The 26691-nt window shown below is 57.5% G+C and carries 16 protein-coding genes and 9 pseudogenes; 11 read left to right on the forward strand and 14 right to left on the reverse strand.

Annotated features, from left to right (window positions below; translation table 11 throughout):
* Positions 1-318 precede the first annotated feature (318 nt).
* Complete coding sequence (locus SOPEG_RS27665; RefSeq protein WP_148297095.1) at positions 319-522, forward strand: hypothetical protein; 204 nt, start codon at positions 319-321, stop codon at positions 520-522.
* Positions 523-716: 194 nt separating this feature from the next.
* Positions 717-1130 (forward strand): glycosyltransferase family 2 protein, encoded by a 414-nt coding sequence (locus SOPEG_RS14805; protein ID WP_025245929.1) that lies wholly within the window; start codon positions 717-719, stop codon positions 1128-1130.
* 41 nt (positions 1131-1171) lie between these two features.
* Here the strand turns inward: SOPEG_RS14805 and SOPEG_RS14810 are convergent, their stop codons facing one another.
* Positions 1172-2095 (reverse strand): IS5-like element ISSoEn1 family transposase, encoded by a 924-nt coding sequence (locus SOPEG_RS14810; RefSeq protein WP_025243926.1) that lies wholly within the window; start codon positions 2093-2095, stop codon positions 1172-1174.
* Positions 2096-2395: 300 nt separating this feature from the next.
* Between SOPEG_RS14810 and SOPEG_RS14815 the strand changes: the two genes are divergently transcribed.
* Both SOPEG_RS14815 and SOPEG_RS26495 read left to right on the forward strand, forming a co-directional pair.
* A complete protein-coding gene (locus tag SOPEG_RS14815; protein ID WP_025245930.1) occupies positions 2396-2623 on the forward strand; it encodes a hypothetical protein in 228 nt (75 codons plus the stop codon).
* Between the two features lie 40 nt (positions 2624-2663).
* Positions 2664-3880: pseudogene (locus tag SOPEG_RS26495) on the forward strand (IS256 family transposase).
* Here SOPEG_RS26495 and SOPEG_RS29795 read toward each other — a convergent pair.
* From SOPEG_RS29795 to SOPEG_RS14845, 4 genes and pseudogenes are all read right to left on the reverse strand, one after another.
* Positions 3788-4219, reverse strand: coding sequence for a response regulator (locus SOPEG_RS29795; RefSeq protein ID WP_236851501.1), 432 nt, complete (start codon positions 4217-4219; stop codon positions 3788-3790). The pseudogene SOPEG_RS26495 and the gene SOPEG_RS29795 sit on opposite strands and share 93 nt — an antisense overlap.
* 292 nt (positions 4220-4511) lie before the next feature.
* Positions 4512-5675: a DUF418 domain-containing protein YeiB gene (gene yeiB / locus SOPEG_RS14835; protein ID WP_025245932.1), complete on the reverse strand. Its 1164-nt coding sequence runs from the start codon at positions 5673-5675 to the stop codon at positions 4512-4514.
* A gap of 58 nt (positions 5676-5733) precedes the next feature.
* Complete coding sequence (folE, locus tag SOPEG_RS14840; RefSeq protein WP_025245933.1) at positions 5734-6399, reverse strand: GTP cyclohydrolase I FolE; 666 nt, start codon at positions 6397-6399, stop codon at positions 5734-5736.
* 130 nt (positions 6400-6529) lie between these two features.
* Positions 6530-7610 (reverse strand): annotated as a pseudogene (locus tag SOPEG_RS14845) (YbfB/YjiJ family MFS transporter).
* 103 nt (positions 7611-7713) lie between these two features.
* Here SOPEG_RS14845 and ptrR point away from each other — a divergent pair.
* The 3 genes and pseudogenes from ptrR (at position 7714) to fghA (ending at position 10280) form a co-directional block, all read left to right on the forward strand.
* The gene (gene ptrR / locus SOPEG_RS14850; RefSeq protein WP_025245934.1) at positions 7714-8655 is read left to right on the forward strand and encodes a putrescine utilization regulator PtrR; all 942 of its coding nucleotides are present in this window, start codon (positions 7714-7716) and stop codon (positions 8653-8655) included.
* On the forward strand, positions 8565-9416 hold the full coding sequence (locus SOPEG_RS14855; RefSeq protein WP_025245935.1) for a zinc-binding dehydrogenase: 852 nt from the start codon (positions 8565-8567) through the stop codon (positions 9414-9416). The genes ptrR and SOPEG_RS14855 overlap by 91 nt, the downstream gene beginning before the upstream one ends.
* Positions 9417-9431: 15 nt before the next feature.
* A pseudogene (gene fghA, locus SOPEG_RS14860) lies at positions 9432-10280 on the forward strand (S-formylglutathione hydrolase).
* A 130-nt stretch (positions 10281-10410) separates the two neighbouring features.
* Here fghA and SOPEG_RS14865 read toward each other — a convergent pair.
* Positions 10411-12384: a ligand-gated channel protein gene (locus SOPEG_RS14865; protein WP_025245936.1), complete on the reverse strand. Its 1974-nt coding sequence runs from the start codon at positions 12382-12384 to the stop codon at positions 10411-10413.
* 550 nt (positions 12385-12934) lie between these two features.
* Positions 12935-13192, reverse strand: a pseudogene (locus tag SOPEG_RS14870) (ABC transporter ATP-binding protein); the annotation flags it as partial.
* Positions 13193-13356: 164 nt separating this feature from the next.
* On the opposite strand from SOPEG_RS14870, the gene istA reads away from it, so the two are divergent.
* Entirely contained in the window at positions 13357-14907 is a 1551-nt protein-coding gene (istA, locus tag SOPEG_RS14875) for an IS21-like element ISSoEn3 family transposase (RefSeq protein ID WP_081743024.1), read from the forward strand.
* Positions 14908-14918: 11 nt separating this feature from the next.
* Positions 14919-15668 (forward strand): IS21-like element ISSoEn3 family helper ATPase IstB, encoded by a 750-nt coding sequence (istB, locus tag SOPEG_RS14880; RefSeq protein WP_025245939.1) that lies wholly within the window; start codon positions 14919-14921, stop codon positions 15666-15668.
* Between the two features lie 106 nt (positions 15669-15774).
* Here the strand turns inward: istB and SOPEG_RS14885 are convergent.
* From SOPEG_RS14885 to yieE, 4 genes and pseudogenes are all read right to left on the reverse strand, one after another.
* A pseudogene (locus SOPEG_RS14885) lies at positions 15775-16326 on the reverse strand (ABC transporter ATP-binding protein); the annotation flags it as partial.
* Positions 16323-17345 (reverse strand): annotated as a pseudogene (locus tag SOPEG_RS14890) (FecCD family ABC transporter permease). The pseudogenes SOPEG_RS14885 and SOPEG_RS14890, both read right to left, overlap by 4 nt.
* A gap of 323 nt (positions 17346-17668) precedes the next feature.
* A pseudogene (locus SOPEG_RS14895) lies at positions 17669-19152 on the reverse strand (amino acid permease).
* A 227-nt stretch (positions 19153-19379) separates the two neighbouring features.
* A complete protein-coding gene (yieE, locus tag SOPEG_RS14900; RefSeq protein ID WP_025245941.1) occupies positions 19380-20267 on the reverse strand; it encodes a DNA-binding transcriptional regulator YeiE in 888 nt (295 codons plus the stop codon).
* An 89-nt stretch (positions 20268-20356) separates the two neighbouring features.
* Here yieE and nfo point away from each other — a divergent pair, with 89 nt between their 5' ends.
* On the forward strand, positions 20357-21241 hold the full coding sequence (gene nfo / locus SOPEG_RS14905; protein WP_025245942.1) for a deoxyribonuclease IV: 885 nt from the start codon (positions 20357-20359) through the stop codon (positions 21239-21241).
* A 268-nt stretch (positions 21242-21509) separates the two neighbouring features.
* Here nfo and fruA read toward each other — a convergent pair.
* The 3 genes and pseudogenes from fruA to fruB all read right to left on the reverse strand — a co-directional run bounded on the left by fruA (position 21510) and on the right by fruB (position 25101).
* Positions 21510-23071, reverse strand: a pseudogene (gene fruA, locus SOPEG_RS14910) (PTS fructose transporter subunit IIBC).
* Positions 23072-23083: 12 nt separating this feature from the next.
* Positions 23084-24022, reverse strand: coding sequence for a 1-phosphofructokinase (gene fruK / locus SOPEG_RS14915; RefSeq protein ID WP_025245943.1), 939 nt, complete (start codon positions 24020-24022; stop codon positions 23084-23086).
* The gene (fruB, locus tag SOPEG_RS14920; protein ID WP_025245944.1) at positions 24019-25101 is read right to left on the reverse strand and encodes a fused PTS fructose transporter subunit IIA/HPr protein; all 1083 of its coding nucleotides are present in this window, start codon (positions 25099-25101) and stop codon (positions 24019-24021) included. Before fruB ends, fruK begins: the two co-directional genes overlap by 4 nt.
* A 379-nt stretch (positions 25102-25480) precedes the next feature.
* Between fruB and SOPEG_RS14925 the strand changes: the two are divergent.
* Positions 25481-26683: pseudogene (locus SOPEG_RS14925) on the forward strand (sugar efflux transporter); the annotation flags it as partial.
* Positions 26684-26691 lie beyond the last annotated feature (8 nt).

Genomic DNA, 26691 nt, shown 5'->3' on the forward strand with positions numbered 1-26691 from the left:
TGAAACGTTACAGTATGTTGTAACTATTTCTCTTTGATTACCATATCCCTTGATTGCCAAAGCGGAACGCTGGGTGGGGAAAGCACAGAACATTGCCGATGGCGCCCGGCCGATAGAGGCAGTACCTACGCGGGTATATCGCGCGAGAACGAGAAAAGCCCCTCCCCCGGATATAGCGCGTTAGCTTGAGATTGTCCGCGCCCAGGGTTGTATTCCGCGCCAAAAGCGGAAAGATTGTACCTACGGCTCTATTGCGCAACAGATGCGGAAAGGCCGCCGCCACGGGGATATACCGCGCCCCATCCCAAGCGGGTCAGCATGATCGAGCGTCAAGTAGGACACACGCCATCATGCGTGACCAGTTTCGCCGTGCAGCGGGAAATCCAAAGACCTCACTCCACCGCTATCGATGCCCCCATGCCCTGCTTAATACCTAAGCCAAAGAAAAATCTGATTTTGCCGGTCGCGTCTGTTGTGCCTGAGGATAAAAAGTTATACTCAAAAAGTGATAATTTTCAATGAACGTCATGCGTATTGCGTCGTAACAAGGTATATAGCGTGATGCGCAATACCAAAATTGGTCCAGCAATAACGAAACGTAATGGATACTGAAATTTTTAATGGATTTCTTGACTGCAACTCATTGATTTTACTTTGAAATGGACTTAGTGCTGATTAGGCTTGCTTAGCGGTCCGGCCAACTGGTGTAAATATAAATGAAAATATTTGCAATTTGTATGGTGAAAGATGAAATCGACGTCCTGGAAAGAGCGCTACTCGCCGCGCTGCCTTGGGTCGATAAAATTTTTCTGATTGATCATGCCAGCACGGATGGAACCTGGGAGCTTATCGATCAAAAATTCCGCCATTGGGAGAAAGTGGAAGTCTACGGTCAGATCACCGATGAATTTACCGACGGGCTACGATCGCGCGCATATAATAAATTTCGTGAACAGGCGCAGGATGGCGATTGGTGGTGCCGGCTGGACTCTGATGAATTCTATATTGATGATCCGCGCGAGTTTCTCGCCAAGATCGGCAAGCAATACGATATTGTTCAATGTGCCAGTTTTCAATATTATTTCACCGAGAAAGATGTTGAGGAATATCATCTCCGCTTTGTTGAATAAATCCGAAATTTGTGACGACTTCCTCCCTATCAGGGCGATTGTTACATGATGCGGACGCTGTTTGGCATTCCTAACAACGTGATCCGGTTAAGCGCTTTGACCATTGCCATAGCCTCACCTACCTGCGCGTCATAGTCATGCAGACTCAGATGACCACCCAGAAGTGTTTTAAACCGGAACATGGCCGTTTCAGCCAGTGAACGCCGGTGATAACCTACTTTCTTTTTCCAGGTATCGTTATTGCCGCTCAGATGCTGATTTGCCACCGCATGGTTACGCTCATGGTATCGAGCTGGCCAATATTGCGCACCACTTCGCGGTGGGATAAGCGGCTTTATTTTTTTCCTCAGCAGAGCATCATGACAGTAACGCGTATCGTAAGCACTGTCAGCCGACGCTTCCCTGATTTTCCGGTGGGTTTGGTTAATCAGCCCGGGCAGCGCCTGCGCATCTGTCGTACCGCTTAGCGATAAATCGGCACAGATAATTTCATGTGTCGCGCTATCTACTGCCAGATGAAGCTTGCGCCATACTCTGCGCCTCTCAGCCCCATGCTGCCTGACTTTCCATTCGCCTTCGCCGAAGATTTTCAGGCCGGTGCCATCGATGACCAGGTGTGAGATTTCGCCGCGGGTTGGCGTTTTTATGCTGATGTCGACGGTTTTTGCTCGCCGGCTGACCAGAGAGTAATCTGGGCAGCGCAGCGACAGCCCCATCAGTTTAAAAATCGCGTCAACGAAACCCTGTAACGCCCGGAGCGAAAGGTTAAACACGCGCTTTATCATCAGAACCGTGGTAATGGCCATATCGGTGTAGTGAAGCGGCCGGCCACGATGTTCAGGTGGTGTACTCTCAGTCCATGCAGCAATGGCTGACTCATCAAGCCATACTGTCATGTCCCCCCGCTGCCTGAGCGCATTGTTGTATGCGGGCCAGTTGGTGATTTTAAACTTTTGCTTTGCCATGGGGACCTGATTTTGAAACGAATGTAGTGATCAGAGCCGCCAGTCACCTAAAAGTTCGATTTATTCAACAAAGCCTATCATCTCTATCCGGAACGTTATCGTGATGGTGCGTCGATCGATGCACTTAAATTTTTCGCCTGTAACAGTTCCGAGGCGCGGTTCGTTAAGTATAGAAACCGCGAGTGGAAAGAAGACAGCCTATGGCCGGTCGGCAAGTTCCCCAACCTCATCTGGCCTCATCATATACGGTTAAAACATTTCCAATATCGCTATCCTGAGCAGATCCAGCATCGTTTAGATTTGCGCACCGCCAAAGCGGCTAACAATCAATTCCGCCATGAAATTCGCGCGGATTGGGAACAGCGCATTGACAGCTCGAAGCGAATCAGTCGCGAGCAGGGCCAGGTACAAACTCACCAGAAATGGGAAAATCGCGTGGTGGATTCCAGCAAATTGCTCTTTGATGACGGTAAGCAGGACTATGTGGTCAATTCAGGAGCCTGTTTAGAAATTTGTGTATTTGCCTGATTTTGATATGTTCAATTCAACATCAAAAACAGGTTAATTTATGGACGAAAAACAGTTGCAGGCTCTGGCTAACGAACTGGCCAAAAATCTCAAAACCCCTGAAGATCTCAGTCACTTCGATCGGCTGCTGAAAAAAATCAGCGTCGAAGCAGCTCTCAATGCCGAAATGACCCAGCACCTCGGCTACGATAAAAATCAGCCTAAACCGGGGACCAACGCCCGCAACGGCTATTCCACAAAAACCGTTACCACTGGCGATGGCCCGCTGGCGCTGCGTACTCCGCGCGCGATCGTGACGGTTCCTTTGAACCGCAACTGGTGAAGAAGAACCAGACCCGGATTACCGGGATGGATAACCAGATTTTATCGTTGTACGCCAAAGGGATGACCACCCGCGAGATCGCCGCCGCGTTCTAAAGAGCTGTATGACGCCGATGTCTCGCCGGCGCTGGTCTCAAAGGTCACCGATGCGGTCATGGAGCAGGTTGTCGAATGGCAAAACCGGCCTCTGGATGCAGTCTATCCCATTGTTTATCTTGACTGTATCGTTCTAAAAGTCCGGCAGGACAGCCGCATCATCAACAAATCTGTGTTCCTGGCACTGGGCATCAACATCGAAGGCCAGAAAGAGTTGCTAGGTATGTGGCTGGCCGAAAATGAAGGCGCAAAGTTCTGGCTGAACGTGCTGACAGAGCTGAAAAACCGCGGCCTGAACGATATCCTTATCGCCTGCGTAGACGGGCTGAAAGGTTTCCCTGACGCTATTAACGCGGTGTATCCGATCCGGAGGCGCGGCTCCAGCTGTGTATCGTGCATATGGTGCACAACAGCCTGCGGTTCGTCTCCTGGAAGGACTACAAGGCCGTCACCCGCGACCTGAAAGCTATCTATCAGGCCCCTACGGAAGAAGCCGGCGTGCAGGCGCTGGAAGCGTTCTCCAATGCCTGGGACATCCGCTACCCGCAAATAAGTCGAAGCTGGCAGGCAAACTGGGCCAATCTGGCCACGTTCTTTGCCTACCCAACGGACATCCGCAAGGTGATCTACACGACCAACGCCATCGAGTCGTTAAACAGCGTGATCCGGCATGCCATGAAAAAGCGCAAGGTGTTCCCGACCGACGACGCAGTGAAAAAGGTGGTGTGGCTGGCGATACAGGCGGCCTCACAGAAATGGACAATGCCTTTGAGGGACTGGCGCATAGCAATGAGCCGCTTTATTATCGAGTTCGGTGACCGCCTGGACGATCACTTCTGAGAAAAGGCATTTACACAGAATCGTGTACAGGGTCTCCAGGCCGCGTACCCGCTCATCAATCGCGTCACGCGCGGTCAGTATCAATACCGGCACGTCGTTCCCCCGCCGGCGAAGTTGTTCCAGCAGGGTCATCCCATCGCCGTCCGGCAAACCTAAATCGAGAATAATCAGGCTATACGACATGGCGCCCAATAGCGACTCGCTTTGACGCAAGTCGGTGGCGCACTCACAGGCGAAACGCTCCTGCTCCAGCGCCTGCCGCAACCCTTCCCGCAGAAGTTTATCGTCCTCAATCACCAAAATTTTCATTACCCGCGATCCCAGTAACCAAGAGGTCATCCGTTCGGCATCCCTGCGGGTGCCCGTGTCATCGACCGGCTAACCGGCGCAGGCCAGCGCGTGACGAAACACGCAGGGCCGCCACGGTCATAGCGGGTCGATGAGGGTAATAGACCGCATTTTGACCGGCATGTTCAACCGAACCGGTAGCCTGGCCGCGAAAGCGGGCGGCAACCGCATTCTTCGGTAAAAAGTCAGGGGACGATGGCGCGGACGGCTGCCGCGGCATGCGCCACGGCGGGCGGAGCGTTCGCGCCGCGCCGGGGTGACGACGGCGCACGGTAAAACGCGCTCAAGACGACGTGTTCGGCTGCGGCGCGCCGCCGGTCAACCGCGTTAAATGGCGCCATACGCTCTCCATGGGCCCCTGACGAAAATGTCTCAGCCACAGGGCGGATACCGCCATATTCACCAGCCAAACCGCCGGCACAAACATCATCAGTTGCAGCCGGTCATAGGCCATGAAGAGCCCCAACTGATTAAACAATAGCGTACAGAGGAGGGTTTGGAGCAGATAATTGGTCAACGCCATTCTTCCGACATTGCTCAGGAGACGGATCACCGTCTTATCGGCCAATCGCGGCCAGAATCCGTACAGCAGGGCGACATAGCCCAACACCTGAAACGGTGCACTAATTTCCCGCGGCATCTGCAATAGAAAGCCGCACCAGAGATAATCCCAACCCAGTTGCCACTGGGCCACTACCGCCGGCAGGTTGATAATCAGGCCCGTAGGGATAAGCCACAGCGCCATTCGTCGGTAATGCGCCGGCGCACGGCGGCCGGCCAGCCAACCGTTGCGCATGAGCCCCGCGCAAATCAACATTGCGCCGGCCAGCTGCCAGCCATATTGCGACGCCATCGCCAGCAGACTGCCGTGCAGCAGGTTGACCCGCTCACGCCAGGCTTCCGGGCCGCCGACGGTTTGCCAATAATGTTCATAGACGCGGTTGGCAATATCGGGCAGCCAGAAACGGCCGGGAGGCTGAGAGCCCAGCAACAGCTGAAAAATCAATAGTAACATGACCCCTAATAGATACAACACGGTACCGGTGGCGATCACATTGCGATCGCTGGGCGCCCGGCGAATCAGCCCCAAACACAGCAGGCCCACCAGGCCGTAATCCAGCAAAATATCGCCATCCCAGAAGAAGATGGCGTGAAGGAGACCAAAACCCATTAACCAGAACAGCCGCGCTCGGATCCAGCGCGTTCCGCGCGGTAACAGCAGCACCAGCCCACCGCCAAACAAGAGGGCGAACAAGGTGAGGAATTTCACCTGCGCCACCATATCCAGCACGGCCCAGGTCCAGGCTTCGCCGCGGGTAATGTTGCCGGCATAGGCGGGGTTGAGGTAAGCCGCTTTCGGCAGCCCAAAGGCGGTGATGTTCATCAGCAGGATGCCCAAAATGGCAATCCCGCGCGCGCAATCCAACATCGCGATGCGCTGCCGCATGGCTAATCTCTTCTGTCAGACGGCGCTAGCGACGCCGTAATTGAGGGTTAACAACAGATTAACCGTTATGATGCGTGACAGCACGCAAAAATTCCTGGCGGGTATTTTGACTGGATTTAAACAGTCCGCCCAGCGATGTGGTAGTGGTGGTGCTGGTGGCGTCGCGGATCCCCCGCGCTTTGACGCAATAATGCACGGCATCAATGGAGACCGCCACGTTATTGGTGCCGAGCAGCGTTTGCAGCGCCAGCAGGATCTGCTGCGTCAGCCGCTCCTGCACCTGCGGCCGTTGGACAAAGAACTGCACGATACGATTGATTTTCGACAGCCCAATGACGCAGTGTTTGGGAATATACGAGACCGTCGCCTTGCCGTCGATAATCACAAAGTGATGTTCACAGGTGCTGGTCAGCGTAATATCACGCACCGTGACCATTTCATCCACTTTCATCTTGTTTTCGATGACCGTAATTTTGGGAAAATTGGCGTAATCCAGGCCGGCGCACACCTCTTCTACGTACATCTTGGCGATGCGATGCGGCGTTTCCGCCAGGCTGTCATCGGTCAAGTCGAGGTTAAGCAGCGTCATAATGGCCGTCATGTGCTCGGCGATAAGACGTTTGCGCACTTCGTTGTCCAGCACCTCGCCCCGCAGCGGTGTTTCGAGTCCTCGGGCCAGTAAAGCTTCGCGTACCTGCGAGGCCTCTTTTGTCAGCGTTACCATATTCATTCTTCTCCAGCAGCCGATTCGCTCCCGCGAGGTTAACCGCAGAATGGGCAACACTCTAGTGGAGTGCGCGGGGATAATCCAGTGAATGTGTTTCATGATAGCTGACTCGTGACAACTTAGCCTGCTATGGTTGGCGCCACGCCAATATGCCGGCAACGGTCAGCTCCAGCATCGACGCCAGCAATGCCGGCTCAAGGCGCCCGGTCAACCAGGTGGATACCGCGGACAGCACGGGGCCCGCCAGTTGCCCCAGCGCATAGCCGCAGGTCAACAGCCCCGCCATGTAGCGCAGGTGGTCCGGTGCCTGTCGGCGGCTAGATTCGAGCGTGAGTTGCACGACGCTAAGAAAGCCGCCGCCGGTCAGCAGCGCGCCGATAATCAGGCTGCCGATACCGGGCAAGCTAATCATCAGCAAGACCCCGAGGCCCTGCGCCCACAACGTCAGCGCCAGGCGGCGGCCGGCGGACAACCGGTGGCGGGTGAGGATACCGAGTACGATGCCGGCGACGCTGGCGGCGCCAAATACCGGCCATACCCATTGGCCAAAGGCGCTGCCGGGAAAGCGCTGCGCCTCCATCTGCGATAGGAAGGTGGCGAGCAGGATATAGCCGAAGCCCGCCAGAAAATAGCTCCATACCAGTTTTTTCAACGGCAGGCTCAGCGTCGGCAAGCTTACCGCTTGGGTAGGATACACCAGCGTGCCGCTTCGGGGTAAATTACGGCTAATGATAGCGATAAGTACCGCGGCAATAGTGCAGCAACATCGCCAGCATGCCGCTGACAAAAATACCCGCGCCGGGCCCGGCGAACACCGCCGCGCTTAACGCCGGGCGGCGCAGGCGCAGCAGTTGATCGTTGGTCCAGGCCGCCACCAGCACCATCGCCCAACCGCTGGCCCAACCGATGATAAGCCGCAGCGCGGCATGGCTCCAGAGCTGATGCGCGCATGCGGACAACACCGTCAAGGCTACCGCCCCCCAGACCCCGAACCACAGCCGTTTTTCCAAACCGCGCCGGGCACGCATTGCATCAAAGGCCCCCAGCAAATAACCAAGATAATTGAAGGCCGCCACCAGCGCCGCGCTGGTCAGGGTAAGCTGACCGTCCGCTATCATGAGCGGCACCTGCGGCGTGAAAGCAAAACGCCCTATCCCCATGGCCACTAACAACGCCAGAAAACCGCTTAATGCCACCTTTATGGCCATCTTAACTCCGTGACTACCCATTGTTGTTGCCAAAAGAATGTCCGATCGCCAGAATCACGGAAAATGAATAATTCAGACCAAGTTAATGACGAAATGAGAAGATATGGACCTTACCCAACTGAAAATGTTTTGCAGCGTCGCTGAAACCGGTTCCCTGGCCCGTGCCGCCGAGCAGCTTCACCGGGTCCCCTCCAACTTGACCACCCGGCTACGTCAGTTGGAAGACGAACTGGGCCCCGATCTATTCATCCGCGAGAAACAGCGGCTGCGGCTGTCGCCGATGGGGCATAATTTCCTGTGCTACGCCACCCGTATCCTGGCGTTAAGTGAGGAGGCCATCGCGATGAGCCGAGCGGGCGAACCGGACGGACGCTTCCCGCTGGGGTCGATGGAGAGCACCGCCACCACCCGGCTGCCGGGGTTGCAGGCCACGTACCATCAACGGTTTCCCCAGGTCTCCTTGTCGCTGATTACCGGCACCTCCGGTGAGATTGTCGCCGGGGTGCGTGCCGGTACGCTGGCGGCGGTGCTGGTGGACGGCCCGGTGGAGTATGACGATATCCACGGTTGCGTCAGCTTTCGCGAAACGCTGGGGTTGATCTCAAGCCCGGATCAAGACGACATCACCTCCGCCAAGGACATCGCCGGTCAGACGGTGTTTGCGTTCCGCCACAGTTGCTCTTATCGGCAAAAATTGGAAAGCTGGTTTTACGCTGATGGCGTCAATCCCGGCGCGGCGATGGAAATTCAATCCTATCATGCGATGCAGGCCTGCGTGGCCAGCGGCGCCGGGGTAGCGCTGCTGCCCTTGTCGGTGCTGGAACAATTGCCCGGCCGCGAGCGGGTCAAAGTACACCCGCTGCCGCGCCACATCGACGACGCAGCGACCTGGCTCATTTGGCGGCGCGACGCTTTCGGGCCCAACGTGGAGGCATTAAAACAGCTTATCATTGAATGGCACGATGCCACCACCGACGACGCTGTTTCTGCGCCGTCGTCGCCTGGGGGCCGAACCAGCCTCTGGCGGTCACCGAAGTCGATCTGATGCCGCCGCAAAAAGGCGAAGTCCTGGTACGCATCGTTGCCAGCGGCGTCTGCCATACCGACGCCTATACGCTATCAGGCAAGGATCCCGAAGGCGTGTTCCCGGCCATTCTGGGTCATGAAGGCGGCGGCGTGGTGGAAGCGCTGGGTGAAGGCGTGACCACCGGCATGGGCGCGGTGATGAATACCACCAAAGTCCAGCCGGGTAATTCCGTCGCCATTTTTGGCCTGGGCGGCATCGGCCTGTCGGCCATTATCGGCGCCCACATGGCCGGCACCGGCAGGATTATCGGTATCGATATCAATACCAGTAAATTCGATTTGGCCCGCAAACTTGGCGCCACCGATCTGATTAATCCGCAGGATTACGATCGCCCGATCCAGGACGTGATTGTTGAACTGACCGACGGCGGCGTCGACTTTTCCTTTGAATGTATCGGCAACGTCAATGTGATGCGTTCGGCGCTGGAGTGCTGCCATAAAGGCTGGGGCGAATCGGTCATCATCGGGGTTGCCGGCGCCGGGGAGGAAATCGCCACCCGGCCGTTCCAATTGGTGACCGGTCGCGTTTGGCGCGGTTCCGCTTTCGGCGGCGTAAAAGGCCGCTCGCAGTTGCCCGGCATCGTCGAACGCTACCTAAAAGGCGAATTTCAGCTCAACGATTTTATCACCCACACCATGGGGCTTGAGGCGATTAATGACGCGTTCAGCCTCATGCATGAAGGTAAATCAATTCGTTCCGTCATCCATTTTGACCAGTGACACAAGGAGAGTGCGATGAGCACAAGCGTCGAACGCATTGCCGCCCACCGCCTGCACGGCGGATGGCAATATCGCTATCGGCACCCGTCGCAGGCAACCGGCGTCCCGATGACTTATAGCGTCTTTGTGCCGCCGGAGGCCGCGGATAAACGGCCACCGCAGGTGATATTCTAGTTGTCCTGGCTGACCTGCAACGATGAAAACTTCACCACCAAAGCGGGCGCGCAACGCCTTGCCGCCGATCTGAATTTGCTGCTGGTGATGCCCGATACCAGCCCACGCGGTGAGGCGGTGGCGGATGACGAGGCGTACAATTTGGGTCAAGGCGCGGGTTTTTATCTCAACGCCACGATCCCGCCCTGGTCATCCCATTACCGCATGTTCGACTATCTCAGCGACGAACTGCCGGCGCTCATCCGCCAGCAGTTCAGGACGGGTGATCGGCAGTCCATTATGGGGCATTCGATGGGCGACCACGGCGCGCTGTTAATGGCGCGGCGTCATCCGGGACGGTATTGCTCGACGTCGGCCTTTGCGCCGAGCGTTAACCCCAGCGAGGTGTCCTGGGGCCGCAAAGCGTTCGGCGAGTATTTGGGCCAGGACGAGGCACAGTGGCGGCAATGGGACAGCTGCCGGCTGCTTGCCGGCGACGACGTGCAGCCGCTGCCGGTGTTGATTGACCAAGGCGATGCCGACCCGTTTTTACCGGAACAGCTACAGCCGGAAAAATGGGCCACGCTGGCGCGCCAGCGCCAATGGCCGCTGACGTTACGCATCCAGCCGGGCTATGACCATAGCTATTTCTTTATCGCCAGCTTTATCGACGATCATTTGCGTTTTCACGCCGGCTATCTGCACGCCTAATCAGAAGGAGGCCGCTCCGCCCGGTGGAAGGGAAACCGCCGGGCGTGAGCGGTGGGCCGCCTGGCCATCGCCCTGCCGGTTTACCCACCGGCTTTCCCTTTGCCGCGCACCCGCACCCCGGCACTGTCGATCAAAAGTCGATATTGGCGCCGAGCAGGTAGCGTCTACCGTCCAGTACGCGACCGTAGGTGACATAATCCACGCGCTTGTCCAGCAGGTTATACACCCCCGCCTGCAGTTGCAGCTGTTTCATCACCCGCCAACTAGCGCCCACATCGACAAAAGTATAGGATGGCCGGCCTTCACTCATGCTGGTACGACTAAGATAAGCCGAGCTTTGTCCCCGGTGATTGACCCGCAGCCAACTGGCGATATCAGGGGTGGTTTGCCAATTCAGCATGGCGTTAATCATATGCTTCGGCATTTCATTCAACGGGTTACCGCTGAATTCGCCGCTCCGCTGTTCGGTTTCAGTGAAGGTGTAACTGGAGGCCAGCGACCACGCCGGCGTTATCGTCCAGTTAAAGGTCGCCTCAACGCCGCGAACCCGGGCTTTATCCACGTTGACCCGGTGGCTGATAAATTTATAGTTAATGCCGCCAATTGTGCAGGCGCCGGAGGCCGTGCCGCTGGGATCGGTGCAGCTGCGTACTTCGGTAATTTTATCGCGGTAATCGGTATTAAACACCGTGACGCCGGCATTTAAATAGCGGTGGTTATCCCATAACAGCGCGATTTCCTGATTGAGGCTTTTTTCCGGTTTCAGATTGGGGTTGCCGATAATGATGGCCGGCGTGCCGCCCCCGCCGGTGATCTGCCCCCACTCCGCCACGGCCTGACGCAACTCCGGCGAGCGGTAGCCGCCGGAGACGCCGCCCTTCAGCGTCCATGTTTCGGTCAAATGCCAGACACCATACAGCCGAGGCGTCCAGTGGCTACCGTAATTTTCGTCGCGATTGATGCGCAAGCCGGTGGTCAGGGCAAAGTCCTGGGTCATCAGCCATTCATCCTCGGCGGACAGCGCCCAGCTCCTGCGGTTCAATTCGTTGAGGCTACGGGCAGAGGCCAATTGGTTGCCTTGATCTTTTAGGGTCTCGTAACGATATTGTCCGCCGACTCTAAGGGTATGATTGCCAAGATAGAACGCATTCTGGGTATTCAGCAGGGCGTTAGCCGTTTCCATTTTCCGAGACGGATTGCGGGTTTCCTCCCGCTGCAAATAACTGGTGGTCATGCCGCCGTCATAGTTACCGTAATGCGTGAGTGCGTAGTTGTTACGCGTATAGCACACATCGCTAGGAGGGTTGCCCGCGGAGAGAGATTTACCGGGAGACCTATTTCGATCCTGAACAAAATGCCCCAGATCCAGATCGAAACTGTTAGCGTCGTCCGGCGTCAGTGTGAAGGTGACGCCGCCGCTCTTCATACGCTGGCCATTGTACCCTTCGATAATGCGATCCTCGCCGCGGCGCGACAGTAGGCCGTTGAGTTTGACCCCCAGCAAGCCATCAATCAGCGGCCCGGCGGTATAAAGATTGGATTGGTAAATATCCCCAGAACGACGGTCTTCTTGCCATACGGCCTCGCTACGCACGGAGGTTTGCCAGGATTTGCCGACCTTACGGGTGATGATATTAATCACCCCGCCCATGGCGTCGAAGCCGTACAAAGAGGACATAGGACCGCGCACCACCTCGATTCGCTCAATCGCCGCCAACGGGGGCAACCAGCCTTGTTCAATGCCGGGACCATCGCTATTGGGACGCGTGCCGCGGGTGTCGACGCGTTTGCCGTCCACCGGGATCAGCGTGTACTTGGCGGCCATACCGCGAATGCTGATGTCGCTGCGGCTGCCACCGCCGGTGACCACCATGCCCGGGACATCCTTAAGCGCGTCGGTGACATCGGTATAGGCCTTATTTTCCAGGGTTTCACGCGAAATAACCGAAATTGAGGCGGCGGAATCCTCGATTTTTTGTTGGAAGCCGGCGGCGGTGACCACCACGGTGTCCGTGGTCGGATCTGACTGGGCTGCGCCGGCCAGCGAGGAGGTTAAGGTCGCCATCGACAGGAGCATGGCACAGGGCGTGACTCTGTTACGCATGACAAAATTTCCTTATGGTGTTGCCACTTTGCCTTAATTGCGTGAGCCATTGTAAGAAAATACTTTTTATATAAATAAAAATCGATCTCATTATCATAACTATTTGCTTTAATGAGGAGCGGTTGCGCCCCGTGATTTTGCGGCGCGTTTAGCGATCGCGCGACTGACGTGAAACGCAACGGACCCGCGACACCAGAGCGCTTACGCTTAAAAGTGTGCCCGGGCGGTAGTGAAGTAAATGGGAGTACGGTTTATCTCTCGGTGGCGAAGGCGCTGCCGTGCATGCCAAAAAAAGGGGCAAGCGCCGCCGCTTTGCCCTAAAGGGAGGCGCCGAGAGGGAGCGTCAACGCCAGCGCGATAGGCGATAGCGCCCAGCCTTAAGGAAACAACACGCCGTTATAATGGGCCTTTGGCGGCCTATCGCCTTACTGCAAAGGAAAGAAGGTGGAGTAAAACCGTAATGGATGCGGGTCCACGGCGGCGTCTGGGTTTCTTTTTGCCGCCAAAAGGCTGTTTTGCGCCGCGCGTTCGGCGCGCCGCGTTTCACCCTCTAAATCGGCTCCGGCGGATTGACCAGACCGTCAATCAACACCTGCGGCCGCCCTTGTGAACAACGTTCGATACGCCCTCTGACGCCATACACGCTGGCAAGGCTTGCGGGGGTAATCACCCGTTCAGGCGCGCCATCCGCCAACAAGCGGCCATCGCGCAGCATCAGCGCATGGTGACCGTGGCGCAGCGCGATATTGATATCATGCACCACCATCAGGGTGACCATATTCCGCCGCCGGGTTTCGTTACCGATGAGCTGCTGGTTCCGGTCACATCCGATCACTGATTCCGATTTCACCCGATCACTAATTCTGATTTCATCCGATCACTGATTCCGGTCGCCCGATCAGCGATTCCGATTCTGTCCGATCGCTCATCTTCTGTTCCGCCATACTCTGGAGACTTTTAGCTTCCGGGGGCATGGCACGTAAAAAGAAGAAAGCGAGAACGGAAATGTGCATCTATATTAATGTTTTACGTATGAAATTCGAGCAGCGGCGCTCGAATCGCACTATCGCAGCAGCGCTCGGCATAGGCTGTACTACCGTGCACGATATCCTCGGCCGATTCACGGTAGCTAACCTGGTCTGGCCATTGCCGGCGGAACTGTCCCCCGTCGACCTCGACCGCCTGCTCTATCCCGGCAAATCCGGAAAAGTTATCAATACCTTACCCAGCTGGCTTGATATCGATACCGAGTTAAGCCGCAAGGGCATGACCAAGCAGCTGCTCTGGATGGAATATCAGTCCGCCGTGGGCGGTGATGCCCACGGTTACTCACAGTTTTGTGCACTGTTCCGTGACTGGAAAAAGAAGCAGCGGCGTTCCATGCGCATGGAGCACAAGGCTGGTGAAAAGCTCTTCATCGACTTCTGTGGCCCCACCGTACCTATCGTCAACCCTGCGACCGGTAGCGTACGCCAGGTCGCTATCTTCGTCGCTGCCATGGGCGTGTCAGGCTATGCGTATATCGAAGCCTGTGAAGGCCAGGACATGGCATCGTGGCTCAACGCCAATAGCCGCTGCCTGCACTTCATGGGTGGGGTTCCGGAGCTGATGATACCTGATAATCTGCGCAGCGCTGTCAGCACCCCTGACCGCTATGAGCCGGTCATAAACCAGAGCTACCAGGCGCTGGCAAATCACTATGAGACAGTGGTGCTACCGGCGCGCCCGAGAAAACCGAAAGACAAGGCGAAGGCAGAATCAACTGTGCAGCTGGTAGAACGCTGGGTTTTGGCCCGGTTGCGTAAACGTAGGTTCTACTCGCTGGCCGAACTCAACCAGGTGATACGAGAACTCAATCATGAGTTGAATTTGCGCCCGATGCGTCATTACGGCGGACAAAGTCGCCTTGAACGCTTCGAGCAGCTGGACAAACCGGCTCTTGGGCCTCTACCGCCCACACAATGGGAATACAGTGAGTATCTCGTTGCCCGAGTGGGACCTGATTACCACATAGACTACGGCAAAAACTGGTACTCGGTGCCGCATCCGCTGGTTGGCGAGCGCGTTGACGTCATCACCACCCAACGGCTGGTGCAAATCCACCATAAGGGCGTCTGCGTGGCTACGCACCCTCGCAGCGATAACGCCTATAGGCACACGACTCAGGCGGCGCACATGTCGGCTAACCATAAGGGGCAGAGTCAGTGGACGCCGGAAAGGCTGTGCAGTTGGGCGCTGTCGGTGGGTGTGTGCACACTGAAAGTGGTCGAGTCCATCCAAAAGAGCAAAGCCCATCCGGAGCAGGCTTACCGCTCCGTGCTGGGGCTACTCAATCTGCAACGGCGCTATGAGACGACGCGACTGGAGAAGGCCTGCGCGCTGGCGTTGGAGAAAGGGTGCATTAACCGCTCTTTCATAGCCAACGTATTGAAACACGGTCGTGAAAGTGAGGTCACCCAGGACGGAGCCGGCGTATCAATGCTGGTTCACGAAAACCTCCGAGGTCCGGACAGTTATCACTAAGGAGAATAAATATGGATATACTGTTAATGGCTCTGCGAGAGCTGAAGTTGTCGGCAATGGTCCAGGCGTTGGAGACGCAACGCGAACTCCCGGGGAGTTATGGGGAGCTGGGGTTCGAGGAGCGGTTGTTGCTGATGGTAGAAGCGGAAAATTTGCATAGAAAAAACAACCACATATTCCGTCTGCGACGGCAATCGCAAATGCGCTTGCAGGCAAAACCGGAAGATATCCGCTATATCCCTAGCCGAGGAGTGACACCGGAACAGATGCGAGATCTGCTAGGGGGACAATATCTGAAATATCAGAAAAGCATACTCATCACGGGGCCAACAGGTACGGGCAAAACCTGGCTCAGTTGTGCGCTTGGTGAGCAGGCATGCCGGCAGCAATATAGCGTGCGTTACTGGCGAGTGGGTCGGTTGCTGGCCCATCTTCACCAGTGTCAGGTAGACGGGACCTATCTAAAACAGCTTAAGCAGTTAGAAAAAATAGAGTTACTGATCTTGGACGACGTGGGCCTAGAATCAATAAGTCCGATGCAGGCAACGATGCTGTTGGAGGTGATGGAAGATCGCTACGACAAAAGCAGCAGCATCCTGATCAGTCAACTGCCGGTGAAAAAATGGTATGGACTGATAGAAAACCCCACGACAGCTGACGCGTTACTCGATCGGTTAGTACACTCCAGCTATAGACTGGAACTTAAAGGCGAATCACTACGCAAAGAGCAAGGAGTAGCCAGCACAGGAAAAATAGACTAAACCCGAGTCAGAAGATGAGCGAACACGTGAACGAATATCACTGGAATGGGTGATCGGAAAATATCGGAATAACTGATCGGATGTCGCTGGAACAGCTGATCGGATACGTCGGAATCTGCATGAGCGACATAACATGATATTGATAATTAAGATCCAGCGCGCTAAGGGGTTCGTCGAGCAACAACATCGCCGGCTGGCGTATCAGCGATTGCGCCAGTCCCACCAATTGCTTCTGGCCGCCGGAAAGCTTGTCCAGATAGTGGAACGCCAAATGCGCGATGCCCAACCGCGCTAGCAACGCCATCACCTCGTGTTCATCAGCCTGGTGGGCGCGGCCGCCGGAGGCGCGCTGCGCCATGATGACCGATTCCAGCACCTGCAAATGGACGCCGGCGGGCAGGCTCTGCGGCAGATACACCACCTTCTCCGCTCGCCGGGCAAACGGCAATTGCAGCAGATCCTCATCCCCTAGCCAAAGTTGGCCGCGCGCCGGATTCAAACCGGCCAGCGATCGCAGCAGCGTGGATTTACCACAGCCGTTAGGCCCTAAAAGCACGCTGATTTGACCGCGCGGCAGGCAGGGAACGTCGAGATGGTCGATCACCCGACGTTTCGGATAACCGGCGCAAAAGCCGGCGATACGCAGTCCCGTGGTCACAAATTCCTCCGGTGGCGCAAAATGATGCTAAGAAAAATGGGCACCCCGACCAGCGAGGTCACGATACCGACGGGAATCAGCGTGCCAGGCACGATATTTTTAGACGCCACCGACGCCATCGACAAGACCAACGCCCCCAGCAGCGCGCTGGCGGGCAGATAAAAGCGGTGATCTTCGCCGAACATCAGCCGCGCAATATGGGGCGCCACCAGTCCGATAAAACCGATAGTCCCGACGAACGCCACCGCCAGCGCCGACAGGATGCTGATACGCAACAGCGTCCCCAGACGCAAGCGCTTGACGTCGATACCAAAGCTTATCGCCCGATCCTCGCCCAACCGCAGCGCGGTCAGCTTCCAGGCGCTGTGCAGCGACCAGGGCAGCAGCAGCGCAAACGCCGCGCTCATTATCATTAATTTCGGCCAGGACGCGCGCGCCAGGCTGCCCATGGTCCAGAACACCAGCCCCTGTAACATATCTTCGCTGGCAATAAACTACATCATCGACACCAACGCGTTAAAGGTAAACACCAGCGCGATACCGACCAGCACCACGCCGGACGTCGCCACCCGAGTCCAGCGCGTTACGGCATCCAGCAACAGCGCCGCCAGCAGGGCGAAAACAAACTCATTAAAGGCAATAAACCAGATCTCGGGCAAACCGGGCAGGCCAATGCCCAGGATAATCGCCAACGCGGCGCCGAACACCGCCGCCGACGACACGCCCAAGGTAAAGGGGCTGGCGAGAGGGTTATTGAGGATAGTCTGCATTTCCGCGCCGGCCAGTCCCAGTGACAGGCCCACCGCAACCGCCATCAACACATACGGCAGGCGGATATCCCAGACAATCACCCGCATACCGCCGTCCGCCAACTGAGGATGAAGCAGCGTTTTCAACAAGACGTCCAGCCCCAGCCCCGACGGGCCCAAGGTGAAATCCACCAGCACGCAGGCGATAATTACCGCTACCAGCGCCGCCAGCAGCAGGCGCCGGCGCAAAAGACACCGATACTGCCCCATCGTGGCGGTTTGCGGAACGTTTGGCGCCGCGGGCTTCGATTCGGAGGTCATACACATCGCTCTATCTGAAAGGCTGATTTTAGGGCTGTCGTGCCGGCGCGGTCCGCTATCAGCGGCGTCAGGGCAAATGTCGGACGCGCCGCACGCCGGCTCGCGGCCGGAAAAGGCGCGAGGGCCGGACAGGGCGGCAGTCATGAGGCATCAACGATAAAGCAAATAATAAGCTTTATCAATCATATTAAGCCTTTACCGGACAGCGGTAGCGCCACGGCGCCGGTCAGCCACGCCGCAGCTCACATCCAGACCGGGCCGGTGGCGCGCGATCACCGGTTGTCCCGGCTATCGGGAAATGTCATGTCTTCATAACGGACCAGCCGGCTGCCGCGGCGCCAACGGTAGCCCAGCCAAATAAGCAGGAACAGCGGGATACCGATATAGGTCGCGATAACGCCATTCCAATCAATGGTCTGTGCCAAAAACGCCTGATAGTTTTGCCCAAGCGTAATCAGCAGGCACAAAATAAACGCCAGCACCGGCCCCAGCGGAAACAGTCCAGCCCGATAGGGCAGCGTGGCAAGATTACGCCCCTGCTTCTCGTAGCCGCGTCGGAATCGGTAGTGGCTGACCGCGATCCCCAGCCAGGCGATGAACCCCGTCATGCCTGAGGTGTTAAGCAGCCACAGGTACACTTTTTGGTTGGAATATAAAGAAGAGAGAAAGCACAGCGCCGCGACCAGGGTCGTCATGGCTAACGCGTAGCGGGGCACCCCGCCTTGCGACAGGCGCGCAAAGATCTTCGGCGCTTTGCCTTCCAACGCCAGGGTATATAGCATGCGCGTCGAGGCGTACATGCCGGAATTGCCGGCCGACAGGACCGCCGTCAGGATAATGCTGTTCATCACCGCCGCGGCCGACAACAGCCCGGCGTTGCGGAATACCAGCGTAAACGGGCTAACGGCGATGTCTTTCACCTCATTGCGCAGCAGGTCGGGGCTGGTATAGGGAATTATCAGGCTGGTAATCAGAATCGCCAGCACATAAAATAGCAGGATTCGCCAGAACACCTGCCGAACCGCCCGCGGAATATTCTTGGCCGGATCCGCCGATTCGCCGGCGGCGATACCAATAAGTTCGGTACCCTGAAAGGAGAAGCCGACAATCATCGCGACGCCAATCATTGAGGCGAAGCCGCCGGCAAAAGGCGCGTCACCCACCCTCCAGTTGTGCCAGCCCGCCTGCTCGCCGCCGCGCAGAATGCCGAAAATCATCAGCACGCCTACCGCGATGAACACCACCACGGTGACGACTTTTATCAGCGAAAACCAGTATTCCGCTTCGCCAAATCCTTTCACCGAAATGACGTTGAGCAGAAATATGATGCCCAGGAACAGCGCGCTCCAAATCCAGCCCGGGACCGTTGGAAACCAATAGCTCATGACCAACTGCGACGCCACCAGATCCACCGCGATGGTGACCGCCCAGTTGTACCAATAGTTCCAGCCGAGGGCGAAGCCGAAGCCCTCTTCTACATAGCGCGCGCCATAGATAGGTGGCAAACGAGCCGGACACCGGCATATAGGCCGCCAACTCGCCGAGGCTGGTCATCAGGAAATACACCATCAGACCAATCAACGCATACGAGAGCAGCGCCCCCCCCCCCCGGCCCCGCCTGGGATATGGTTGCGCCGGAGGCAACAAAGAGGCCGGTGCCGATGGAGCCGCCAATGGCGATCATGGTCAAATGGCGCGCTTTCAATTCGCGGCGCAGTCCGCTGCTGGGCAAAGGAGGGGTTGTTTTGTGAAACATGGCGTTTGACGGGTCTCTGCAAAAATCGAGGCGGGATTGTAGCAAATCGTTCCCGCCGCGCACCATCAAGCAGTCGAATTATAAGATAGCTTCATAATGTACGGTAAATTATAATCGTCATATGACAAATTTGGTGTTTTTTACGCCATTGCGCTGCGCCGTTGCAGTTGATTATCGCCATAAAGGAGACGTGGCTCACCTTTCACCCCGTCTGGGGAAGGAGGCGGTTAGCGGGCGTCCGCGCCGGCGGCGTGCTGACAATAGTCGATAAACCGCTGCAGGGCGTGGGAGAGGTGTTTCTGCCGGTGATGCACCACATACAGCGTGCGATAAAGCGGCGGCAGCGGCGGCGCCAGGGTCACCAGGGTGCCGAGCGCCAGCGCCTCTGCCACCACTCGGCGCGACAGGCAGCTAATACCCAATCCGTGGCGTACCGCATGTTTGATGGCCTCGGAATTGCCGAGTTCCATTTCTAAATGAAAGTGCGACAAGCGCGAGAGCAGCAGATGGTCGACGATATCGCGGGTGCCAGAGCCCCGCTCGCGCAAAATCCAGGGGGCGTCCGCCAGCGCGGGCAATTCCAGCCGGCGCCCCGCCAGCGGGTTGTCGGGGGCGGCAAAAATCACCAGTTCGTCGTTGAGCCAGGGGCGGGTCACCAGATCCGGGTGGTGGCTTGGTCCTTCAATCAGCCCCAGATCGACGCGGAAATCCGCCACGGCGTTTATCACCTCCTGACTATTGCCCACCTGCAGCGACAGCGGCGTGTCGGGCACCGCGCGCCGGTAACCGGCAATTAGCTCCGGCAAAATATAATTACCGATGGTACTGCTGGCAAACAGCCGCAACGCGCCATTGCCCTGGGAGAACAGTGTGCCTATCTCCCCCGCCTGCTCCAGCAGCGCAACGGCGCGCGGATAGAGCAATCGCCCATGCTCATTGAGCACCAGCCGTTTGCCCACGCGGTCAAACAATTTTACTTTTAACTGCTGTTCCAGATCGGTCAGCGCGGCGCTGACCGCCGACTGCGACAACGATAATATCTGTGAGGCCTGGGTGGTCGAACCGCTTTTCAGCACTTTGGCAAAGACTTCCAGCTGGCGCAGGGTAATGGCCATAGCTTTAGTAATCCAACATTTCAACGAGATAACCAACTATAATCATTTCTTTTCTTCTCTTCATCACTTTAACCGGGAGCCCAGCCAGGATGAGCGAAAACAAGTTTATCGGCGCGCACGTTAGCGTAGCGGGAAGCGTCGATCGGGCGGTGGCGCGCGCACACGACCTTAAGGCGACAGCGTTCGCACTTTTCACCAAGAACCAGCGGCAATGGAAAGCGGCGGCGCTGACCACCGAGACTATCGATAATTTCCGCGCCGCCTGCGAGCGCTATGGCTATGCTTCCCGCCAGATCCTTCCCCATGACAGCTACCTGATTAATCTCGGCCATCCCACACGCGAAGGGCTCGAGAAATCGCGCGAAGCCTTCATCGATGAAATGCAGCGCTGCGAGCACCTGGGGCTCAGCCTGCTTAATTTTCATCCCAGCAGCCATTTACAGCAGATCGCGGAAGATGAATGCCTAGCGCGCATCGCCGATTCTATTAATCTGGCGCTGGAGAAAACCCAAGGCGTTACCGCCGTCATCGAAAACACCGCCGGCCAGGGCAGCAACCTGGGCTTTCGTTTTGAGCAACTGGCGGTGATTATCGATCGCGTCGACGATAAAAACCGTGTCGGCGTCTGCATCGATACCTGCCACGCCTTTGCCGCCGGTTATGATCTGCGCACGGCCTCGGCCTGCGCCGACACCTTCAAGGCGTTCGCCGATATCGTCGGCTTCCACTATTTGCGCGGGATGCATCTTAACGATGCCAAAACCGACTGCGGTAGCCGGGTCGATCGCCACCACAGCCTCGCCCTGGGCAAAATAGGAAAAACCACCTTTGCTTGGATCATGGCCGATAAACGCTTTGACGGCATTCCGATGATTCTGGAAACGGTTAAGCCGGATATCTGGCCGCAGGAAATCGCCTGGCTGAAAGCATTGGCCGCCGGCGGTAACACCGCCGCAACGCCGGCCGAAAGCTAAGCGCCAACGAAAACGGCCCGCGGGATAACCTTGCGGGCCGTAATGCGTCCGTCCCATAGCGCCACGCGGTTAGGACGTTTTAAGCGTAACTGCCCTCGCGGGCGATGATGTACCGGCAGGCGAACGGGTCAGCCCCCTTTGCCCGGCGCGTCAGGACGTTTGCGCCCACACGCCTCTTAATGCCGGCATGAGGGTACCGGCAGAGGCTCGCTAGGCATTTTTACCTCACCAGCGCGCTTTCGCTCTCCCGGCATTGGGATAGCGAAAGTCAGGCCGGCGCCCCCTCTACGTCAGGACGTTTCAGCAGACTGTACAGCACACCCAGCAACAGAGTACCGGCGGCAATCGCGATGATATAGCCGGTCACCGGCGAGATGGCGCCCGGGATCAGCAGCACGAACAGCCCGCCGTGCGGCGCCATCAGCGTAGCGCCAAACATCATCGACAAGGCGCCGGTCAGCGCGCCCGCCACCATGCTAAGCAGGATAACGCGCATCGGATCGCGAGCGGCGAAGGGGATCGCGCCTTCCGAAATAAAGCACAGGCCAAGCACAAACGCGGCTTTGCCGGCTTCACGCTGGGTGTCATCGAACTTACGGCGTCCGATAAGCGTGGCCACCGCGATGCCCAACGGCGGCACCATACCCGCGGCCATAATGGCCGTCATCGGGCCATAGGTCTGGGTGCTGAGCAGCGCGACGCCAAAAGCGTAGGCGGCTTTGTTGATGGGGCCACCCATGTCGCTGCACATCATCGCACCGAGAATAGCCCCCAGCAGCACCGCGTTAGCGGTTCCCATGACCTGGAGCCAGTGCGTCAGCGCGGTCAGGATTTTGGCGACCGGCGTACCCACCACATAAATCATCACCAAACCGGTCACCTAAGGTCGCGATAAGCGGAATGATAAGGATGGGCTTCAGCGCCGCCATACTTTGCGGCAGGGGCAGTTTATTGCTGATAAGCTTGGCGACATAGCCCGCCAGGAAACCGGCGATAATGCCACCGATAAAACCCGCGCCGGTGCTGACCGCCAACATCCCCCCCGACCAGCCCCGGCGTCAGACCCGGACGATCTGCGATAGAAAAGGCGATGAACCCCGCCAGTACCGACACCATCAGCGCCAAGGCGGATTTGCTGCCAATCTGCATCAACGCCGCGGCCAGGGTGCCCGGCTCGTCGGCGGCATGAATGCCGAACACGAACGACAGCGCGATGCAAAGCCCCCCCGCCACCACCATTGGTAGCATATAGGAGACGCCGGTGAGCAGATGGCGGTAGGCGCCCGGCGATCCCTTTTTCTCCTCGGCGGCCGCCCCCTGTCCCGCAGGCTGGAAGACTTGGGCTTGCGCCACTGCGTTATCCAGCGTTTGAGCGGTTTTTTTCAGCGCCAGCCCGGTACTGGTCCGGTACATGGGTTTGCCGGCGAATTTAGCGAGATCCACTTCAATATCCGCCGCCACAATCACCAGATCCGTCTCCCGCACCTCCTCTGGCGTGATGGCATTGCCGGCGCCGACCGACCCGCGGGTTTCGACCTTTACCCACCAGCCGCGTTTTTTCGCCTCGGCTTCAATAGCCTCGGCCGCCATGAAGGTATGCTCAACGCCGGTGGGACAAGCCGTCACCGCCACTACCGTTCCCTGAAAAGCAATCTTGCCGCTCAGCGTCGCATCGCCGGCCCCTTCGCCCACCAATACCCACAGTTCGGCGTCCGGGTCGTCGTTGACGAGCTGCAGCCCGCTTTTCCCCGCCGCATCAGCCAATACTGTCCGCAATAAATGGCTGCGGGCCTGGCCCAATGCACTGTCCAGAATCAGACGTGTTTTCATCCTCACTCCCGCTTAATTAAGAGGTTTCAAATCGACACGAGCCATCATGGCCGCCAGTTGCGGACGGTCGGTCACGCCCACATTGCTTTGGCTGACCGCCAGCGCCGCCACGGCCGTCGCCAACCGAAGCGTATGCTCGCTTGACTCGCGCATCAGCAGGCCATAAATCAAGCCACCCACCATCGAATCACCGGCGCCGACGGTGCTGACCACCTCACAGGCCGGCGGTTTGGCCAGCCAGGCGCCGGAGGCGTTTACCCACAGCGCCCCTTCGGCGCCGAGCGAGATGACCACATGGGCGATCCCCTGTTCGCGCAGGGCATGGGCGGCCTCAACGACGTCGCTGAGCGCCGGCAGTGGTCGCCCGGCCCAGATTTCCAATTCCCGGCGATTGGGTTTCACCAGCCAGGGTGACGCTTTCAGCCCGGCCACCAACGCTTCGCGGCTGCTGTCGAAAATAATGCATGGGCAATGGCTGCGCAGCTTCACCATCCAGTCGGTGAAGGCCGCCGGCGCCACGCCGGCGGGCAGACTGCCGCTGACCGCCACCATATCGAACTGGCCCAGCCAGGTGAGCGAGTCGTTGACAAAACGATCCCAATCCTGCGGCGTGACCGTGAACCCCGAGAAATTAAAGTCGGTGACATCGCCGTCTTTTTTGGTCAATTTGACATTGATACGCGTCCGGCCCTGCACTACCTGAAACCGATTGGCAATGCCCAGATCGCTAAACAGCAGTTGGAAGCCGTCCTGATTTTCTTTCCCCAAAAAACCGCCAACGGTCACGTCGATGCCCAGATCTTTTAAAACTTTGGCGACGTTAATCCCTTTGCCCGCGGCGTGCAGCCCGGTGGTTTGTACCAGGTTGACTTCGCCACGTTCGATTTCCGGGCAAAAACCCACCAGATCGTAAGCCGGATTTAGCGCAATCGTTGCTACGCGTCTGCTCATGCCTCTCCCTCCCCGAGACCCGAGGCAATGGCCTCGCCTATTGCCTGCAGCGCCTGTTCGGCATCATTGCCTTCAGCGGTAAAGCGTAATTTGTGACCTTTTTTGACGCCGAGCGCCACTACTTCCATCAAACTGCGCCCATTGGCGGGCTTGCCGCTGCCATCGAGATTGGTGACGGTAACGGCGCTGTCGAACTGTTTAATCACGCTCACCAGTGCCGTGCCCGGCCGAGCATGTAGCCCGTGCTCGTTACGCACCACGAATTCGGCGGTCAGTTGATTCGCCTGCTCCGGCACCTCGCTGGTTAGCAGCGCCAGCAGCGCGACAAGATAGTCCAGCACCGGCAGCGGTTGGTCGTCCGCCATCGCCACCGTTATCAGCATCATGACCGACACGCCATCCTGCTGGAAAGCACTTGCCGGACGGCTAATGGCGACGGCGCTGATAACATTGCCCTGCGCGCTATCGTCCAGCCAGACACCCTGCCCCAGATGAAACGGCGGGCTGGCGATAACGTTGCTGACAAAACGAGGCTCCACGGCGCCGAGGCGCTGAAGCAAACCGGCGTTAAGCGCTTTCAGCGTCATCAGATCGCCGGCGGCGATATCTAATAGTAAGGTTGAGCTGTCAAACAAAAACGCCGCGGGCTGCTGCTCGCCCATGAGTACGCTGCGCAATTCCTCGGCCGAGTCGGTTTTCGCCAGACGCGCAGCCAGGGATTCATCGCTTAGCACATGGGTCAACTGCCGCAGCAGGGCAAGATGCTCGTCGGAACGCGCGGCAATACCGATGACCACATAGGCCGTCTGTCCTTCACCCCAGTCAATCCCCTGCGGATACTGAAAGACCTGCACACCGGTATTTTGTACCAGATGGCGGGTCGCCGTGGTGCCGTGGGGAATAGCGATACCGTTTCCCAGAAAGGTAGACGTTTGGGTTTCCCACTCCAACATGCCCGCCAGATAGCCATCGCTAACGCAACCCGCCTGCGTCAGCGCGTCCGCGGCCTGACGAATGGCCTGCTCTTTATTCTCGGCCTTGGCGCCGGGATGGATGTCATTTAATGACAGCTCGAACATAGTTCTCCTCACCTGCTGAATGGCTGAAGTTGAATCGTTTCACCTAATTGAGTTAAAAAACGCGTGACTTTAGGTGTGTCCACCGAAAAGCCACACTGAAACGTTTCAAGGGAGTGTGAAACCAGTTGATGCTTAATGCAAGCGATCGCGTCTATTTCATGATGAATCTTTGATGCCACGCACATTTTTCTCCACGGCGGCCCGTTAATTGACGCGCCGGCTGAAGCTGCGCTGAAGGAGAAAAACGCCTCTCGCTTTTTTCCCACCGTGTCTCGTCGGCCGTCCGACGTTGCCCCGGCCTTTTTTTTCTGGCGCTATTTTGTTTTGCCGCCATCGGCGTATGATGCGCCCGTCCCCGTCCTTTACCCGAACGCTATTCATGATACCTACCCCTGTCGCCCTGGCGCGACGCCGGCCGGATATGACCTCTGCGGCCTTTCTAGCGATAGCCTTTCTCACCGGTATTGCCGGTGCGCTCCAGCTCCCTACGCTTAGCGTATTTTTATCGCAAGAAGTCGAGGCCCGTCCGTTTATGGTCGGCCTGTTTTATACCGGCAGCGCCGTAATCGGTATTTTCGTCAGCCAATTCCTTGCCGCCCATTCCGACAAGCATGGCGATCGCAAAATTCTGATTTTTAATTGCTGCCTGCTGGGCGCGCTGGGTTGCGTGCTGTTCGCTTACGATCGCAACTATTATCTGCTGTTGGGCCTGGGCGTGCTGCTGACCAGCTTTGGCTCCACCGCCAACCCGCAGCTTTTCGCCCTGGCACGCGAACATGCGGATAATACCGGCCGTGAAGCGGTCATGTTCAGTTCGGTGCTGCGCGCGCAGGTTTCGCTGGTCTGGGTCATCGGTCCGCCGCTGGCGTTCGCGCTGGTGATGGGATTCGGCTTCAAAACGATGTATCTGATGGCCGGCGTGACGTTTCTGCTCTGCGGCGCCCTGGTCTGGCTGATGTTGCCTTCTATGCGAAAAACGCAGCGGCAGGCCCGCGAAGTACTGGAGGCACCGCGCCGCAACCGGCAGGATACGCTACGGCTGTTTGGCGCCTGTACATTAATGTGGACCTGCAATTGCATGTATCTCATCAATATGCCGCTGTACATCCTGCACGAACTGCATCTGCCGGAGAAAACCGCCGGGGTGATGATGGGCACCGCCGCCGGTCTGGAAATCCCCACCATGCTGCTGGCCGGTTGGCTAAGCCGGCGCTGGGGGAAGCGGCGTTTGATGCGCCTGGCGGTGGTGACCGGGGCGCTGTTTTACCTGGGCATGCTGACAATGCGCGATCCCACGACGCTACTGATGTTGCAGTGGCTGAATGCCCTCTTTATCGGTATTCTAGCCGACATCGGCATGATCTATTTTCAGGATTTGATGCCCGGTCAGGCCGGCGCCGCCACGACGTTGTTTACCAACAGCGGGCGGGTGGGTGGGTGGGTGGGTGGGTGGGTGGGCTGGATTATCGCCGGCTCGCTGGCGAGTCTAGTAGCGGAAATCAGTCAATTTCACAGCGTCTTTTCGCTGTCGTTGCTGATGATTGCCGGCGCCGGATATTGCATGTGGCGCATTCGTGATGTAGATTCGCC

The sequence above is a fragment of the Candidatus Sodalis pierantonius str. SOPE genome (assembly GCF_000517405.1).
GTDB classification, from domain to species: Bacteria; Pseudomonadota; Gammaproteobacteria; order Enterobacterales; family Enterobacteriaceae; genus Sodalis_C; species Sodalis_C pierantonii.

What these genes read in the sequence shown, in the direction of transcription:
- istB (WP_025245939.1), top strand. Translation starts at nt 14,919, where the DNA reads ATGGATATACTGTTAATGGCTCTGCGAGAGCTGAAGTTGTCGGCAATG.
- SOPEG_RS14805 (WP_025245929.1), top strand. Translation starts at nt 717, where the DNA reads ATGAAAATATTTGCAATTTGTATGGTGAAAGATGAAATCGACGTCCTG.
- SOPEG_RS14865 (WP_025245936.1), bottom strand. Translation starts at nt 12,384, where the DNA reads ATGCGTAACAGAGTCACGCCCTGTGCCATGCTCCTGTCGATGGCGACC.
- istA (WP_081743024.1), top strand. Translation starts at nt 13,357, where the DNA reads ATGGCACGTAAAAAGAAGAAAGCGAGAACGGAAATGTGCATCTATATT.
- SOPEG_RS14855 (WP_025245935.1), top strand. Translation starts at nt 8,565, where the DNA reads ATGGCACGATGCCACCACCGACGACGCTGTTTCTGCGCCGTCGTCGCC.
- nfo (WP_025245942.1), top strand. Translation starts at nt 20,357, where the DNA reads ATGAGCGAAAACAAGTTTATCGGCGCGCACGTTAGCGTAGCGGGAAGC.
- yeiB (WP_025245932.1), bottom strand. Translation starts at nt 5,675, where the DNA reads ATGCGGCAGCGCATCGCGATGTTGGATTGCGCGCGCGGGATTGCCATT.
- fruB (WP_025245944.1), bottom strand. Translation starts at nt 25,101, where the DNA reads ATGTTCGAGCTGTCATTAAATGACATCCATCCCGGCGCCAAGGCCGAG.
- yieE (WP_025245941.1), bottom strand. Translation starts at nt 20,267, where the DNA reads ATGGCCATTACCCTGCGCCAGCTGGAAGTCTTTGCCAAAGTGCTGAAA.
- ptrR (WP_025245934.1), top strand. Translation starts at nt 7,714, where the DNA reads ATGGACCTTACCCAACTGAAAATGTTTTGCAGCGTCGCTGAAACCGGT.
- SOPEG_RS27665 (WP_148297095.1), top strand. Translation starts at nt 319, where the DNA reads ATGATCGAGCGTCAAGTAGGACACACGCCATCATGCGTGACCAGTTTC.
- SOPEG_RS14810 (WP_025243926.1), bottom strand. Translation starts at nt 2,095, where the DNA reads ATGGCAAAGCAAAAGTTTAAAATCACCAACTGGCCCGCATACAACAAT.
- fruK (WP_025245943.1), bottom strand. Translation starts at nt 24,022, where the DNA reads ATGAGCAGACGCGTAGCAACGATTGCGCTAAATCCGGCTTACGATCTG.
- folE (WP_025245933.1), bottom strand. Translation starts at nt 6,399, where the DNA reads ATGGTAACGCTGACAAAAGAGGCCTCGCAGGTACGCGAAGCTTTACTG.
- SOPEG_RS29795 (WP_236851501.1), bottom strand. Translation starts at nt 4,219, where the DNA reads ATGACCTCTTGGTTACTGGGATCGCGGGTAATGAAAATTTTGGTGATT.